Consider the following 14,145-nt stretch of genomic DNA (forward strand, 5'->3'; position numbering starts at 1 on the left):
ATAGAACGGATCAGGAGCGCCGCCATGAGCCAGCATGAGACATCATTCAAGGCCGAGAGCCAGGTTCCGGCCGAGACCGCCAAGCAGCTGATCGCCACCCCGGAAGCCGCCAAGCCGCCCGCCGCCAAGGGCAAGCTGCGCCCCCTGCTGCTCGCCGGCGCAGCGCTCGCGGTCCTCGCCGGCGGCGGCTGGTACGGCTGGGATTACTGGACGGTCGGCCGCTTCCAGGTCTCGACCGACGACGCCTATGTAAAGGCCGACAACACCACGATCGCACCAAAAGTCTCCGGCTATCTCAGCGCGGTGCTGGTCGGCGACAATGAGCATGTGCGCGCCGGCCAGACCCTGGCGCGGATCGACGACCGCGATTTCAGGGTCGCGCTCGATCAATCCAAGGCCGACGTCGCCGCCGCCGAAGCTGCGAGCGCAAGCAAGCATGCGCAGCTCGACGTGCAGCAATCCGTGATCGAAGCGGCCCGCGCGACCCTCGCCGTCGACACCGCGACGCAGACCTTCGCCGAGCAGGAGAACAAGCGTTACACCGACCTCGCCGGCACCGGCTTCGGCAGCGTGCAGAACGCGCAGCAGGCGCAGTCGCGCTACGCCAGCGCGCAGGCCGCCGTCGCCCGCGATACCGCCAACCTCGCCTCCGCGCTCCGTCAGGTGGAGCTGCTCAAGGCCGACATTGCCCAGGCCGTCGCGTCCCAGGCTCGCGCGACCGCGCTCCAGCACCAGGCCGAGCTGAACCTCGGCTACACCACCATCATTGCCCCGATCGACGGCGTGGTCGGCAACCGCACCCTGCGCACCGGCCAGTTCGTTCAGGCCGGCACGCAGCTGATGTCGCTGGTGCCGGCCACCGGCGCCTACGTGATTGCGAACTACAAGGAGACGCAGCTCACCAACGTCCGCAAGGGCCAGCCGGTCGAGATCGCCGTCGACATGTTCCCGGGCCACGTGGTGCGCGGCCATGTCGACAGCCTCGCCCCCGCCAGCGGCCAGGAATTCGCGCTGCTGCCGCCCGACAACGCCACCGGCAACTTCACCAAGGTGGTGCAGCGCATCCCGGTGAAGATCGCGCTCGACGCGACGCCGGTTGAGCTCCGGCCCGGCATGTCGGTGATCCCGACGATTGCGACCACAACGCAAACCGCTGAAGCCCCGCGCTCCAGCGCCTCTCCCAAGCTCGCTGTCGCCTCCTTCAAATAGGTGATGTCATGTCCGACCTCGCGCTCTCCTCCCCGGCTGCCGCGCCCCGCGCAGCAGCCGCCGCGGTCGATCCCAACCGCGCCAGCATGGCCGTCTGGATTTCCATCGTCGCCGCGATGATCGGCGCCTTCATGGCGATCCTCAACATCCAGATTACCAACGCCTCGCTGCTCAACATCGAGGGCGGCATCGGCACCGGCGTCGACAACGGCTCCTGGATCTCGACGTCCTATCTGATCGGCGAGATCGTGGTGATCCCGCTGACCGATTATCTCAGCCGGGTGTTCTCGTTCCGCAGGATCATGATCGGCCACGCCACGCTGTTCGCGATCTTCTCGGTCGCCTGTGCCTTCGCCCACGATCTGCCCTCGATGATCGCGATGCGCGGCCTGCAGGGCTACTTCGGCGGCGTGCTGATCCCGATGGCCTTCACGCTTGTCTTCACCAAGCTGCCGAAGGTGCAGCAGCCGATCGGCCTTGCGATGTTCGCGCTCGCCGTGACCTTTGCGCCGGCGATCGGTCCGACCATCGGCGGCTACCTGACCGAGAATTACGGCTGGCAGACCATCTTCTTCGTCAACGTGGTTCCGACCGCGGTCATGGTCGTCACCCTCTCTTTCACGCTGGAAAAGCAGCCGATGCAGCTGCATCTGCTCCGCGAGGGCGACTGGCTCGGCATCGCCACGATGGCGATCGGCCTCTCGTCACTGCAGGCCGTGCTCGAGGAAGGCAACAAGGACGACTGGTTCGGCTCGCCCTTCATCGTCAAGCTCGCGGTGATCGCAGCCGTCAGCCTGACCTTGTTCGTCTGGATCGAACTCGTGGTCGAAAAGCCGCTGATCCGGCTGCGCCTCTTGACCCAGCGGAGCTTCGGCTTCGGCACGATCTCCGCGGTGTTCGTCGGCTTCGCGCTGTTCGGCTCGGTCTACCTGCTGCCGGCCTATCTCGGCCAGGTGCAGCGCTACAATGCCGAGCAGATCGGCCAGGTCTTGGCCTGGACCGGCCTGCCGCAGTTGATCCTGATCCCGCTGGTGCCGAAGCTGATGCAGCGCTTCGATGCCCGCTACATCGCCTTCGCCGGCATGATCCTGTTCGCGGCCTCATCCTTCATGAACATCCAGATGTCGCTCGACTATTCCGGCGACCAGTTCTTCGTCCCGAACATCGTCCGCGCCATCGGCCAGGCGATCATGCTGGCGCCGCTGTCGGCCGTCAGCCTCGGCAGCGTCGCGCCGCAGGATGCGCCGGCGGCCTCCGGCATCTCCAACATGATGCGCAACCTCGGCGGCGCGATCGGCACGGCGCTGCTCTCGACGATCGTCACCAAGCGCGAGCAGTTCCACTCCAACATCATCGGCCAGTCTGTCCACCTCGGCCGTGAGGAAGTGCGCACAAGGATCGCCGAGATTACCAACTACTTCCTGAGCCACGGCATCTCCGACCCTGCCACCGCGCACAACCAGGCGATCGTGGCGATCGGCAATATCGTGAAGCGCCAGGCGCTGGTGCTCGGCTTCAGCGACGCCTTCGCCGTGATCGGCATCGTGCTGGTGTTCGCCGCGATCGCGATCCTCTTGACCGGCAAGCCGAACAACACGGCCGGTGGCGGCGCCGCGCATTGATTGGTTGTTGATCGCGAATTGATCTCTCGGGCGACGGCGAAGAGCCGTCGCCCAATTCTTAGCTAGCCTCGCGCAGCTTGAAGCGCTGGATCTTCCCGGTCTGGGTCTTCGGCAGCGCCTCGACGAAGGCGATCGCGCGCGGATATTTGTACGGCGCGATCGTCGCCTTGACATGATCCTGCAACAGCTTGACCTCGACATCGTCGCTCCGCGCGCCCTGCTTCAGCACGACGAACGCCGAGACGATCTGCCCGCGCTCCTCGTCCGGTGCGCCGATCACCGCGCATTCCGCAACATCGGGATGTCCGAGCAGCGCCGCCTCGACCTCGGGACCGGCGATGTTGTAGCCCGCCGAGATGATCATGTCGTCGGCGCGCGCCACGAAAGACAACCGGCCGTTCTCGTCGCTGACGAAGGCATCGCCGGTGATGTTCCAGCCGTCGCGGACATATTTGGTCTGCCTGGAGTCGGCGAGATAGCGGCAGCCGGTCGGGCCGCGAACCGCCAGCTTGCCGACCTGCCCCGGCGGCTGTTCGTTCATGTTCTCGTCGACGATCTTCGCCTCGTAGCCGGAGACGGGCGTCCCCGTGGTCCCGCCGACCGCGCTGCCTGTGCGGTTGGTGATGAAGATGTGCAATAGCTCGGTGCTGCCGATGCCGTCGAGGATCGGCTTGCCGGTCTTCTTGGTCCAGCTCTCGAACACCGGCGCCGGCAGCGTCTCGCCGGCCGAGACCGCAAGCCGCAGCGACGACAGGTCGGCGCCCTTGTCCATCGCGGCCATCATCGCCCGATAGGCGGTCGGCGCGGTGAAGCAGATCGTCGCCTTGTAGGTCTCGATGATCCGGATCATCTCGCTCGGCGCCGCGTTCTCCAGCAGCGTCGCGGTGGCACCGAAGCGCAGCGGGAAGATCGCGAGCCCGCCGAGGCCAAACGTGAACGCGAGCGGCGGCGAGCCGACGAACACATCGTCCGGCGTCACCCCGAGCACTTCCTTGGCATAGCCGTCCGCGACGATCAGGAGATCGCGGTGGAAGTGCATGGTCGCCTTGGGTTCGCCCGTGGTGCCCGACGTGAAGCCGAGCAGCGCGACGTCGTCGCGGCCGGTCTTCACCGCGTCGAACTTGACCGGCTTGTTCAGCGCGATCCGGTCGAGCTCTGCGTCATGATTCGAGGTGCCGTCGAAATTGACCACCTGCTTGAGGAATTTGCTGGTCTTGGCGCAGGCCACCAGTTCATCGGCGATGCGGCTGTCGGTCAGCGCCAGCGCGATCTCAGCCTTGTCGACGATCTTGGCCAGTTCGCCCGCGCGCAGCATCGGCATGGTGTTGACGACGACAGCGCCTGCCTTCGTCGCCGCGAGCCAGGCCGCGACCAGCGCCGGATTGTTGCCCGAGCGGATCAGCACGCGATTGCCGGGCTTGACGCCGTAATTCTCCACCAGCGCATGCGCCAGGCGGTTCGACCAGTCGGTCAATTCCTTGTAGGTGCGCTGGCGGCCGTTGCCGATCAGCGCGATGCGATCGCCCATCCCCTGCTCGACGATACGGTCGGTCAGTTCGACCGCGGCGTTGAGATAATCGGGATATTTGAATTCGGGCCGGTCGAGCAGCAGCCGCGGCCATTGCTCTGACGGCGGCAGGTTGCGCCGCGCGAAATCGTCGACATGCCCGGATGGACCGAGCCCGGGATATTCACCTGACATTCGATTGCCCCTCGCTTTCCATCCAGAAAGGCCAAGACCAAATATCGAGAAGACCAGTATCGAGGACGCCCGCAGCGTTCCAATCGCCAATCATTTTATACTTAAAACAATTTGGCGCAAGGGTGGAGAATGGCTGTGATCCCGGGAATCTCAGATCTGGGTGAGCTGCTTCAGCCGCGCCACCATCTCCGACTCCGGGTCGGCAAGCGGCGCGATGGCGGTGAAATGATTGGCATCGGGCACAGTGCCGAAGCGCGTCGCCACGCCCGCCTGGCCCCAGACATCGACGATGGTCCGGCTCTGCCGGTGATATTCGGCACTCTCGGCGCCGCCAACCACCGCATCAAGCGTCGCGCCGGCGGGTGCTTTCCAGAGCAGCGGGCTCACCGCCCGTGCTGCGGCGCGGTCGAGGCCAAGCGCCTTGTTGATGGTGGTGCCGACCAGCGGCTCGAGCTCGAACAGGCCGGAGATCGCGTAAGCAGCCCTGACCAGATTGTTCGGCAGCGCCGCATCATAGGCCGTCCAATCCGTCGCCAGCATGCATGCGGCAAGATGCCCGCCGGCGGAGTGCCCCGACACGACCAGCGGCCGGCCGAGTTTTGCAAGCTCACGGCACGCCGCGCGCATCTCGCCGATGATGTCGCTGATCGAGACGTTGGGGCAGAGATCGTAGCTCGGCACCGCGACGCTGATGCCGTGGCCGTTCAGGCCCCGCGCGCAGTGGCTCGACGACGAGCCGTCGAGCGCCTGCCAGTAGCCGCCATGGATAAAGACCACGAGCGGCCCGTCGCTGTTACCCTCGAACAGGTCGATGACGTTGCGGCTGCCCGGACCATAGGTCAGGCGCCGCGGCGGGAGCTGCTCGCGATAGGCCGCGGAGTCCCGCGCCCAGCCGGCCATGATCGCCGGGTTCTCCGGCACCCGCGCCCGGTTGTTGTACTCGACCTCGTAATCGATCCCGCTCACGGCTTAGGCGCTCCGCGCCTTGGCGGAGCGCTGCGCCGAGCCCTTGGCCTTGGCGAGCAGCCGCATCAGCTCGCGGATGTCCTTCGGCGAGAGGTCGCCGAAGATATCGGCGATCCATTTCTCGTGCTCGGCCGCCATCTTGCGGAATTCGGCCCGGCCGAGTTTTGTGAGCCGGATGAACTGCACGCGGCGGTCGGTTTCCGAGGTGCGGCGATCCAGATGGCCTGATTCAACCAGGCGCTCGACCAGCCCGGTGACGTTGCCGTTCGACACCATCATCCGCTTCGACAGGTCCGACAGCGTCATGCCGTCGGACACCTTGTCGAGCTGGGCCATCAGGTCGAAGCGCGGCAGCGTGACGTCGAATTTCTCGCGTAGCCGGCTGCGCACCTCGCCCTCGATCAGCGTGGTGCAGGTCAACAGGCGCAGCCACAGCCTGAGCTCGGTGCCGTGATCGTCGGGCAGTTCGACGGCTTTGGTTTCGGAATCGAGGATCATGCGGCGATCGTGCCTCCGCGGCGGGTTTCGGTCGGACCGATTGCTTTGAGCTTCAAGCAATTCGTGGCGCCCGGCAAGGACAATTGCGAATCCGGGCCGATACGCCGGGGCAATTTTGCAATTTCTTTAAACTTCAAGCAATTGGCGCGGCACTTGCATGTTTCGCGACCGATAACCTGACGCAATGCCACATCGCTTGCAGCGGTCGCGCACGTCAGACTAAGCTGCGGCCAAATAAGCTGAGGCCAAGGCATCAAGCCAGTGATCGGGGGAGCGACATGAAACAATTGACCAGGCTGATGGGATTGGCGGCGCTGCTGGGTGTCGCGGCGACCCCGGCGACCGCGCAGGAGAAGATCAAGATCGGCGTGCTGGTGACGACCTCGGGACCTGCCGCGGCGCTGGGCCAGCAGGTCCGCGATGGCTTTGCGCTCGCGATCAAGGATCTCGGCGGCAAGATGGCCGGCCGCGATGTCGAGATCATCAACGCCGACGACGAGCTCAAGCCCGACGCGGCCGTGGTCAAGGTGCGCGGCCTGCTCGAGCGCGACAAGGTCGATTTCGTGGTCGGCCCGATCTTCTCCAACATCCTGCTGGCGATCCACCGCCCGGTCACCGACAGCAAGACCTTCCTGATCAGCCCGAATGCCGGCCCCTCCAGCTACGCCGGCAAGGAGTGCAACCCGTTCTTCTATGTGACGTCGTACCAGAACGACCAGGTGCACGAAATCCTCGGCAAGGTAGCGCAGGACCGCGGCTACAAGCGCGTCTACCTGCTGGTGCCGAACTATCAGGCCGGCCGCGATTCCGTCGCCGGCTTCAAGCTCGACTACAAGGGCGAGATAACAGAGGAATCCTACACGCCGCTGAACACGCTGGATTTCCAGCCCGAGCTGTCCAAGATCGCCGCGCAGAAGCCGGACGCGCTGTTCACCTTCATGCCAGGCGGCATGGGCGTGAACCTCGTCAAGCAGTACAAGCAGGCCGGCGCCACCGTGCCGGTGCTGTCCGCCTTCACCGTCGACGAATCCACTTTGCCCGCGCAGCAGGACGCAGCGGTCGGCATGTTTGGCGGGGCGAACTGGGCGCCGACTCTCGACAATCCGCAGAGCAAGAAATTCGTTGCGGCCTATGAGGCGGCCTATAACGGCGTGCCCGGCACCTACGCGATGCAGGCCTATGACGCCGCGCTCCTGATCGACAGCGCGGTCAAGGCCGTGAAGGGCGACCTTTCCAACAAGGATGCAGTCGCAGCGGCGCTGAAGAAGGCCGACTTCACCTCGCTTCGCGGTAACTTCAAGTTCAACAACAACGGCTATCCGATCCAGGATTTCTACCTCACCAAGGTCGCGAAGCGGCCGGACGGCAAATTCCAGACCGAGATCGTCGAAAAGGTGTTTTCGAATTACGGCGACCGCTACGCCAAGGACTGCGCCGCTAAGTAAAAGCATGGAGGAGTTATGACGATAAAAGACGAGATCGCCGGCATCACCCGCGCCAATGAGGGCATCCAGGGCATTTCCTGGGGCATCCTCGGCCAGACCTACGTGCCGAAGAGCCGCAGCGAACATTCGTTCTCCTGGCACGCCACCTTCCCGCCCGGAACCTTCGTGCCGCCGCATATCCATCCCGACCAGGACGAGTATCTCTACATCCTCGAGGGCAAGCTCGACTTCATGCTCGACGGATCAGACGAATCCGCAACGCCCGGCGATTTGGTGCGCCTGCCGATGGGCAAGCCGCACGGCATCTTCAACAAGTCGCAGCAGACGGCCAAGACGCTGTTCTGGGTGTCGCCGACGCGCCGGCTCTACGACCTGTTCTGGGCGATCCACAACATGAAGGAGCAGAACCCGGACGACGTGGTGCGGCTCGCCGCCGAGCACAACATCCACTTCCTGCCGCCGCCTCCGGCGTAGTCTGCGCGCAGGTCTCTCTCCGTCATCCTGAGGTGCGAGCGCAGCGAGCCTCGAAGGATGAATGGCCCCGCTGGTGGCCGTCGACCCTTCGAGACGGCCGCGTTGCGGCCTCCTCAGGGTGACGGATCGAAAGTTGCCGCCTCACCAAGCAGAGCGGCGGTCTGAGCTCCGACGCGCTCTCCTCCGGGAGTGTTCCCCTACTGCCGCGCCACCACGCGCGCGGCGAAGCCGGCCTTGGCGGCATAGCCGCGCACGATCGCCTCACGCGCCTCGTAATTGAGGATGGTGTCGACGTCGGTAAAGCCCTGCGGCGCGAGCTGCTCGACCGCGTCGATCACGCCCTCCGGGCCGCCGCGGCGGTTGGAGGCGACGATGTCGGCGGTCATCGGCAGCCGCTGCCGCTCATAGGCCGCCAGTGCCTGGCGGGGGTGCTCGGCCCTCGCCAGCATGTCGGCAAGGCAGCGCGCATCGAGGATCGCCTGCGAGGCGCCGTTCGAGCCGACCGGATACATCGGATGCGCGGCGTCGCCGAGCAGCGTGACGCGGCCACTCGACCAATAGGGCAGCGGATCGCGGTCGCAGCACGGATACTCCCAGAACTCCGGCGTCGCGTTGATCAGGCCGGTGAAGTCGACCTGCGGGATCGTGAAGCTCGTGACATAGGGCATCATCTCGTCGCGCCGGCCGAGATTGGACCAGCCCTCGCGGCGCGGCGGCGGCGAAGAGCCGTCGCCGATCCGCACCAGCACCGCCCAGTTGGTGAGGCGGCTTGCCGGGCTCGAGCCCGGCGCGATCGGATAGATCACGGCCTTGGCGTTCAGCCCACCGGCAATGATCATCGAACGTCCGGTCAGGAAGGCCGGCCAGTCGGCGGCACCGCGCCACAGCATCAGCCCGTTCCAGCACGGCCCGCCCTCACCCGGAAACAGCGTCTCGCGCACCTTGGAATGGATGCCGTCGGCGCCGATCAGGATGTCGCCGCGCGCGGTGTGCACATGGGCTCCGCTGCGATCGAAGAAATACGCCGAGACGCCGCCCTCGTCCTGCGTGAAGGAGCCGAGCCGACAGCCGGTGCGGATCGCATCCAGGCCGAGGCGGTCGATCACGGCCCGATGGATCACGCTTTGCAGCCGGCCGCGATGGATCGAGAATTGCGGCACGTCGTGGCCGGCGTCGAGCCCGCGCTTCTCGTGCCAGACCTGCTGGCCATGCCGCGTCAGATAGAACAGCTCATAGGTGCGGATCGCGACGTCGTCGAGCCTGTCGAGCAGGCCAAGCCCCGCCAGCTCGCGGATCGCATGCGGCAATGTGTTGATGCCGACGCCGAGCTCGCGGATCGTCTCGGACTGTTCGTACAGCTCGCAAGCGATGCCGCGCGAGCGCAGCATCAACGCGGTGGTGAGGCCGCCGATTCCGCCTCCGACGATAATCGCCTTCATCGTCCCTTACTCCACTCACAACAGGACGTTCTTACGCTTTCGCCTAGGGTCGCACGCCCGCTTGTCCGGCCGCAAGCGGCTTTGTCGTGCGCACTCTCGGCCAATCCCTGCTGTTTGGGCTTAGGATTAACATTGGATCAGCGGATTCCCTTCGTTCCCCGTCATCCTGAGGTGGCCGCTTCTTCAGCGGCCCTCGAAGGATGGACGGCCACCAGCCGGCCCGTACATCCTTCGAGGCTCGCTCCGCTCGCACCTCAGGATGACGGGTCTGGTAACAGTGCGGCATCAATCCGGCACCACCGCAAGCGCCTGGATTTCCACCTTGGCGCGGTCCTCGATCAGGCCGGCAACCTGGATCGCGGTCATCGCCGGAAAGTGCCGGCCGATGATGTCGCGATAGACCACTCCGATCTCCTTCAGCCGTGCGGAATATTCCTTGCGGTCGAGCAGGTACCAGGTCATCGACACGATGTGCTCGGGCCCCGCCCCGCCGGCGGCGGCGACCGCTGTGATGTTGCGCAGGGTCTGGCCGATCTGCGCCACGAGATCGTCGGTCTCGAACACGCACTGCCCATTCCAGCCGATCTGGCCGGCGATGAAGATCTGTTTGCCGCGCGCGGCCATCCCGTTGGCGTAGCCGATCGGCTTGGCCCATCCGTCCGGTTGCAGGATCTCGATCATCTCAATTGCCCTCGAACGCGGGTTTCTGCTTGGCGGCGAAGGCCTCGAAGGCGCGGCGGAAATCCCCGGTCACCATGCAGATCGCCTGCGCCTGCGCTTCGGACTCGATCATCTCGTCGACGCCCATCGCCCATTCCTGGTTGAACATCGTTTTCGTCACGCCATGCGCGAACCACGGGCCATCCGCGAGCGAGCGCGCCATGTCTTGCGCGGCCGCGGCGAGCTCGGCCGCCGGCACCAGGCGGTTGTGGAAGCCCCACGCAAAGCCTTCGTCGGCGCTCATCGCGCGACCGGTGTAGAGCAGATCGGCGGCATGGCCCTGCCCGATCACCCGCGGCAGCAATCCGCAGGCGCCCATGTCGGCGCCGGCGAGGCCGACACGGGTGAACAGGAACGCGGTCTTGGCCTGCGGCGTCGCCAGCCTGAGGTCAGACGCCAGCGCCAGCATCGCGCCGGCGCCGGCGCAGATGCCGTCGATCGCGGCAACGATGATCTGGGGGCATTTGCGCATCGCGCGCACCACCTCGCCGGTCATCCGGGTGAAGGCGAGCAGGTCCGGCATCGCCATCCGCGTCAGCGGCTCGATGATCTCGAACACGTCGCCGCCGGAGCAGAAATTGCCCTCCGCACCGGTCAGCACGATCGCCCGAACATCGGAGGCGTATTTGAGATTGGTGAAGAGGTCGCGCAGCTCCTCGTAGGACTCGAAGGTCAGCGGGTTCTTCTTGTCCGGCCGGTTCAGCGTGATGGTCGCGACGCGGCCGCTCGCATCCGTCGACCAGCGGAAATGCTTCGCGGGATAGTCCTTGAACGGACGGAGCTTTGCTTTCATCTCGGACATGATCTGTTCCTTCACCCGGTAAAGACTTCGCCGCCGGCAACCGCGACGGCTTGTCCGTTGATTGACGATGCGCCCTCTGAGGCAAGCCAGAGGATCGTGTCGGCAACCTCCTCCGGCGTCACCAGCCGCTGCATCGGATTGACCTTGGCGAGTGCAGCGCGCGCTTCCTGCTCGCTGCGCCCGGTCTTGGCCACGATGTTCGCGGCGGCATCCGCCACCAGCGGCGTATCGGTGTAGCCGGGGCAGACCGCATTCACCGTGACGCCGCGCCGCGCATATTCCAGCGCCAGCGAGCGCGTCAGGCCGACGACGCCGTGCTTGGCGGCGACATAGGCCGAGACGTACGCGTAGCCCGTGAGGCCGGCAGTCGAGGCGACATTGATCACGCGCCCGCGGCCGCGCTGCGCCATCCCGGGCAGCATGGCCTGGGTCAGCAGGAACACGCTGGAGAGGTTGCTCGCAAGCATATCCGCCCACAGCGCCGCACTCGTTTTGTCGAACGGCGCGCTGCCGGCCTTGCCGGCATTGTTGACGAGGATATCGATCGGGCCCGCCTCGCGCTCGATGTCAGCGACCCCCTTGGTCACCGCAGCCTCATCGGTCACGTCGATCGACACGACGGCGCCCACCTGCTTGCCGAGCGCCGATGCGGTCGCGTTCAACGCGTCGATCCGGCGCCCGGCGATGCTGACGCGCACGCCGGCATTCGCCAGCGCGATCGCCGTCGCAGCGCCGATGCCGGAACCCGCGCCGGTGACGAGCGCATGGGCGTTGGGCCAGAAGCGTGTCATGCCTTCACTCCCGCGGCTGCGCGTTCGAGATTGGCCTCATACTGCGACTTGCCCGACAGATATTGCTTCGGCCAGGCCACCTGCTTGACGCCGATCTTGGCGGCCTCGTGCAGCGTCCAGGCCGGATCGGCGAGATGCGGCCGGGCGATGGCGCACAGATCGGCACGGCCGGCGGCGATGATCGAGTTGGCGTGATCGGCCTCCGAGATCGCGCCGACCGCGATGGTGGCGATGCCGACCTCGTTGCGGATCTTGTCGGCGAACGGCGTCTGGTAGAGCCGGCCGTAGACCGGATGGTCGTCGGCCCAGACCTGACCCGAGGAGCAATCGATCAGGTCGGCGCCGGCCTCCTTGAACAGCTTTGCGATGGCGAGCGCGTCCTCCGGCGTGTTGCCGCCCTCGGCCCAGTCGTGACAGGACAGGCGCACCGACATCGGCTTGTCCTCCGGCCACACCGCGCGAACGGCGCGGAACACCTCCAGCGGATAACACGCGCGGTTCTCGATCGATCCGCCATACGCGTCGCTGCGGCGGTTGGTGAGCGGCGAGAGGAAGCTCGACAGCAGATAGCCGTGCGCGCAGTGCAGCTCCAGAATATCGAAGCCCGCGGCGGCGCCACGCCGGGCCGCCGCGACGAACTGGTCGCGCACCTCGTCCATCTCGGCGCGGCTCATCGGCTCCGGCACCTGGCCGTCGGGCAGATAAGGCACCGATGAGGCCGACACCAGCGGCCAGTTGTCGTCCGGCAGCGGCTCGTCCATGCCCTCCCAGGCGACGCGCGTCGAGCCCTTGCGGCCGGCATGGCCGAGCTGGATGCCGATCTTGGCTTGCGAATTGCGGTGCACGAACTCGACGATGCGCCTGTAGGCCGCCGCCTGCGCGTCATTCCACAGGCCGCAGCAACCGGGCGTGATCCGCGCTTCCGGCGAGACGCAGGTCATCTCGGTGAACAGGAGGCCGGCGCCGCCGAGCGCGCGCGAGCCGAAATGCACCAGATGGAAATCGTTCGGCACGCCCTCCTCGGCCGAATACATCGCCATCGGCGAGACGATGATCCGATTATGCAACGACAGGCCGCGGATCTGGAACGGCGTCAGCATCGGCGGCGTGACGCGGTCGTTGGTGGCGGGGGCGCCGCTGCGCTCCGCGAACCAGCGCTCATAGCCTTCGAGCCAGGCCTTGTCGCGCAGCCTCAAGTTCTCGTGGCTGATGCGCTGCGAGCGGGTCAGCAGCGAGTACATGAACTGTTCCGGCTCCAGCGTGTCGGCATAACGCGAGCCGACCACCTCGAACCATTCCATCGCGTTGCGCGCGGCGTTCTGGATCCGCGCCACGTCGACCCGGCGCAGCTCCTCGTAAGCCTTCAGCACCGCCGGGATACTGTCCCGCGTCGCGCCGTGGATCTTGAACTGGTTGGTCAGCTCGATCGCGTCTTCCAGCGCGAGCTTGGTACCCGAGCCGATCGCGAAGTGCGCGGTGTGGGCGGCATCGCCCATCAGCACGACATGGCTGTTGCCGTTGTACGCGGTCCACTTGCCGCAGATCAGCCGCGGGAACGACAGCCAGGCCGAGCCGCGCAGATGCCGCGCATTGGACACCAGATGATGGCCCTCGAGGATCTCACTGAACACGTTCTCGCAGAACGCGATGGACTCGCCTTGCTCCATCTTGTCGAGGCCGTGGGCGAGATACGCCTCCTCGGTGGTCTCGACGATGAAGGTCGCCGCGCCCTCCTCGAACTTGTAGATGTGCGCCTGGAACCAGCCGTGCTCGGTCTTGCGGAAGTCGAAGGTGAAGGCGTCGAACGGCCTGACGGTGCCGAGCCAGATATAGCGGTTCGGCCGCATCAGCATGTCGGGCTGGAAGGTTTCGGCATATTTGACGCGTACCTTCGAGTTCACGCCGTCGCACGCCACGATCAGATCGGCATCGGGAAATTCGAGGTCGGAATTGACCTCGCGCTCGAAGATCAATTCGACGCCGAGCTCCTCGGCCCGCGCCTGCAGGATGTTGAGCAGCCGCTTGCGGCCGATGCCGACGAAGCCATGCCCGGTGGTGCGCATGCGGCGGCCCTTGATCAGGACCTCGATGTCGTCCCAGTGGTTGAAGGCCTGCTCGATCGTATCAGCCGTAACCGGATCCCATTTGCGCATGTTGTCCATGGTCGCATCCGAGAACACCACGCCGAAGCCGAAGGTGTCGTAGGGCCGGTTGCGCTCGACCACGGAAATCACGTGGCTGGGATCCAGCATCTTCATCAGGATGCCGAAATAAAGCCCGGCCGGCCCGCCTCCAATGCAAACGATGCGCATGGCGTTCTCCCGTTGGCTTCGGCAGATCGGGCTGGTTCCTCCCGTAGCCGACGAGGCATATTATTTTATACTTAAAATAATTGTCAAGGGTAGACCTCACTGTCATCGCCCGGCTCGACCGGGCGATCCAGTATCCCAGAGGCGGTCGTGATTACACCGATAGGC

At 65.6% G+C, this 14,145-nt stretch carries 12 protein-coding genes; 4 read left to right on the forward strand and 8 right to left on the reverse strand.

The genetic code is table 11. The features are described 5' to 3' along the window. Nucleotides 1-24 precede the first annotated feature (24 nt). Nucleotides 25-1,209 (forward strand): HlyD family secretion protein, encoded by a 1,185-nt coding sequence (locus BI327_RS38820; protein WP_076866907.1) that lies wholly within the window; start codon nucleotides 25-27, stop codon nucleotides 1,207-1,209. Between the two features lie 8 nt (nucleotides 1,210-1,217). Next, a complete protein-coding gene (locus BI327_RS38825) occupies nucleotides 1,218-2,831 on the forward strand; it encodes an MDR family MFS transporter (protein ID WP_076866908.1) in 1,614 nt (537 codons plus the stop codon). Between the two features lie 58 nt (nucleotides 2,832-2,889). On the opposite strand, the gene BI327_RS38830 is transcribed toward BI327_RS38825, so the two are convergent. From BI327_RS38830 to BI327_RS38840, 3 genes are all read right to left on the reverse strand, one after another. Beyond that, a complete protein-coding gene (locus BI327_RS38830) occupies nucleotides 2,890-4,533 on the reverse strand; it encodes an AMP-binding protein (RefSeq protein ID WP_076866909.1) in 1,644 nt (547 codons plus the stop codon). Nucleotides 4,534-4,683: 150 nt separating this feature from the next. Continuing rightward, nucleotides 4,684-5,499, reverse strand: a complete 816-nt coding sequence (locus BI327_RS38835) for an alpha/beta hydrolase (RefSeq protein WP_076866910.1) — start codon at nucleotides 5,497-5,499, stop codon at nucleotides 4,684-4,686. A gap of 3 nt (nucleotides 5,500-5,502) precedes the next feature. Continuing rightward, nucleotides 5,503-5,997, reverse strand: a complete 495-nt coding sequence (locus BI327_RS38840; protein WP_016845834.1) for a MarR family winged helix-turn-helix transcriptional regulator — start codon at nucleotides 5,995-5,997, stop codon at nucleotides 5,503-5,505. Between the two features lie 278 nt (nucleotides 5,998-6,275). Here BI327_RS38840 and BI327_RS38845 point away from each other — a divergent pair, with 278 nt between their 5' ends. Together BI327_RS38845 and BI327_RS38850 are read left to right on the forward strand one after the other, a co-directional pair. Then, nucleotides 6,276-7,442: an ABC transporter substrate-binding protein gene (locus BI327_RS38845; protein ID WP_076866911.1), complete on the forward strand. Its 1,167-nt coding sequence runs from the start codon at nucleotides 6,276-6,278 to the stop codon at nucleotides 7,440-7,442. Nucleotides 7,443-7,457: 15 nt separating this feature from the next. Then, on the forward strand, nucleotides 7,458-7,916 hold the full coding sequence (locus BI327_RS38850; protein WP_076866912.1) for a cupin domain-containing protein: 459 nt from the start codon (nucleotides 7,458-7,460) through the stop codon (nucleotides 7,914-7,916). A gap of 197 nt (nucleotides 7,917-8,113) precedes the next feature. Here BI327_RS38850 and BI327_RS38855 read toward each other — a convergent pair whose 3' ends face one another. The 5 genes from BI327_RS38855 to BI327_RS38875 all read right to left on the reverse strand — a co-directional run bounded on the left by BI327_RS38855 (nucleotide 8,114) and on the right by BI327_RS38875 (nucleotide 13,980). Beyond that, entirely contained in the window at nucleotides 8,114-9,355 is a 1,242-nt protein-coding gene (locus BI327_RS38855) for a flavin-dependent oxidoreductase (RefSeq protein ID WP_076866913.1), read from the reverse strand. Between the two features lie 285 nt (nucleotides 9,356-9,640). Beyond that, the gene (locus tag BI327_RS38860; protein ID WP_076866914.1) at nucleotides 9,641-10,036 is read right to left on the reverse strand and encodes a RidA family protein; all 396 of its coding nucleotides are present in this window, start codon (nucleotides 10,034-10,036) and stop codon (nucleotides 9,641-9,643) included. Nucleotide 10,037: 1 nt separating this feature from the next. Beyond that, a complete protein-coding gene (locus tag BI327_RS38865; RefSeq protein WP_076866938.1) occupies nucleotides 10,038-10,877 on the reverse strand; it encodes an enoyl-CoA hydratase family protein in 840 nt (279 codons plus the stop codon). 11 nt (nucleotides 10,878-10,888) lie between these two features. Continuing rightward, nucleotides 10,889-11,668: an SDR family NAD(P)-dependent oxidoreductase gene (locus tag BI327_RS38870; protein ID WP_076866915.1), complete on the reverse strand. Its 780-nt coding sequence runs from the start codon at nucleotides 11,666-11,668 to the stop codon at nucleotides 10,889-10,891. Further along, complete coding sequence (locus tag BI327_RS38875; RefSeq protein ID WP_076866916.1) at nucleotides 11,665-13,980, reverse strand: bifunctional salicylyl-CoA 5-hydroxylase/oxidoreductase; 2,316 nt, start codon at nucleotides 13,978-13,980, stop codon at nucleotides 11,665-11,667. Before BI327_RS38875 ends, BI327_RS38870 begins: the two co-directional genes overlap by 4 nt. Between the last annotated feature and the right edge of the window lie 165 nt (nucleotides 13,981-14,145).

Origin of the sequence: Bradyrhizobium mercantei (assembly GCF_001982635.1) — a bacterium.
Lineage (GTDB): Bacteria > Pseudomonadota > Alphaproteobacteria > Rhizobiales > Xanthobacteraceae > Bradyrhizobium > Bradyrhizobium mercantei.

Coding starts and splice junctions, on each gene's coding strand:
- BI327_RS38820 (WP_076866907.1), top strand. CDS start 25: ATGAGCCAGCATGAGACATCATTCAAGGCCGAGAGCCAGGTTCCGGCC.
- BI327_RS38825 (WP_076866908.1), top strand. CDS start 1,218: ATGTCCGACCTCGCGCTCTCCTCCCCGGCTGCCGCGCCCCGCGCAGCA.
- BI327_RS38830 (WP_076866909.1), bottom strand. CDS start 4,533: ATGTCAGGTGAATATCCCGGGCTCGGTCCATCCGGGCATGTCGACGAT.
- BI327_RS38840 (WP_016845834.1), bottom strand. CDS start 5,997: ATGATCCTCGATTCCGAAACCAAAGCCGTCGAACTGCCCGACGATCAC.
- BI327_RS38845 (WP_076866911.1), top strand. CDS start 6,276: ATGAAACAATTGACCAGGCTGATGGGATTGGCGGCGCTGCTGGGTGTC.
- BI327_RS38850 (WP_076866912.1), top strand. CDS start 7,458: ATGACGATAAAAGACGAGATCGCCGGCATCACCCGCGCCAATGAGGGC.
- BI327_RS38855 (WP_076866913.1), bottom strand. CDS start 9,355: ATGAAGGCGATTATCGTCGGAGGCGGAATCGGCGGCCTCACCACCGCG.
- BI327_RS38860 (WP_076866914.1), bottom strand. CDS start 10,036: ATGATCGAGATCCTGCAACCGGACGGATGGGCCAAGCCGATCGGCTAC.
- BI327_RS38865 (WP_076866938.1), bottom strand. CDS start 10,877: ATGTCCGAGATGAAAGCAAAGCTCCGTCCGTTCAAGGACTATCCCGCG.
- BI327_RS38870 (WP_076866915.1), bottom strand. CDS start 11,668: ATGACACGCTTCTGGCCCAACGCCCATGCGCTCGTCACCGGCGCGGGT.
- BI327_RS38875 (WP_076866916.1), bottom strand. CDS start 13,980: ATGCGCATCGTTTGCATTGGAGGCGGGCCGGCCGGGCTTTATTTCGGC.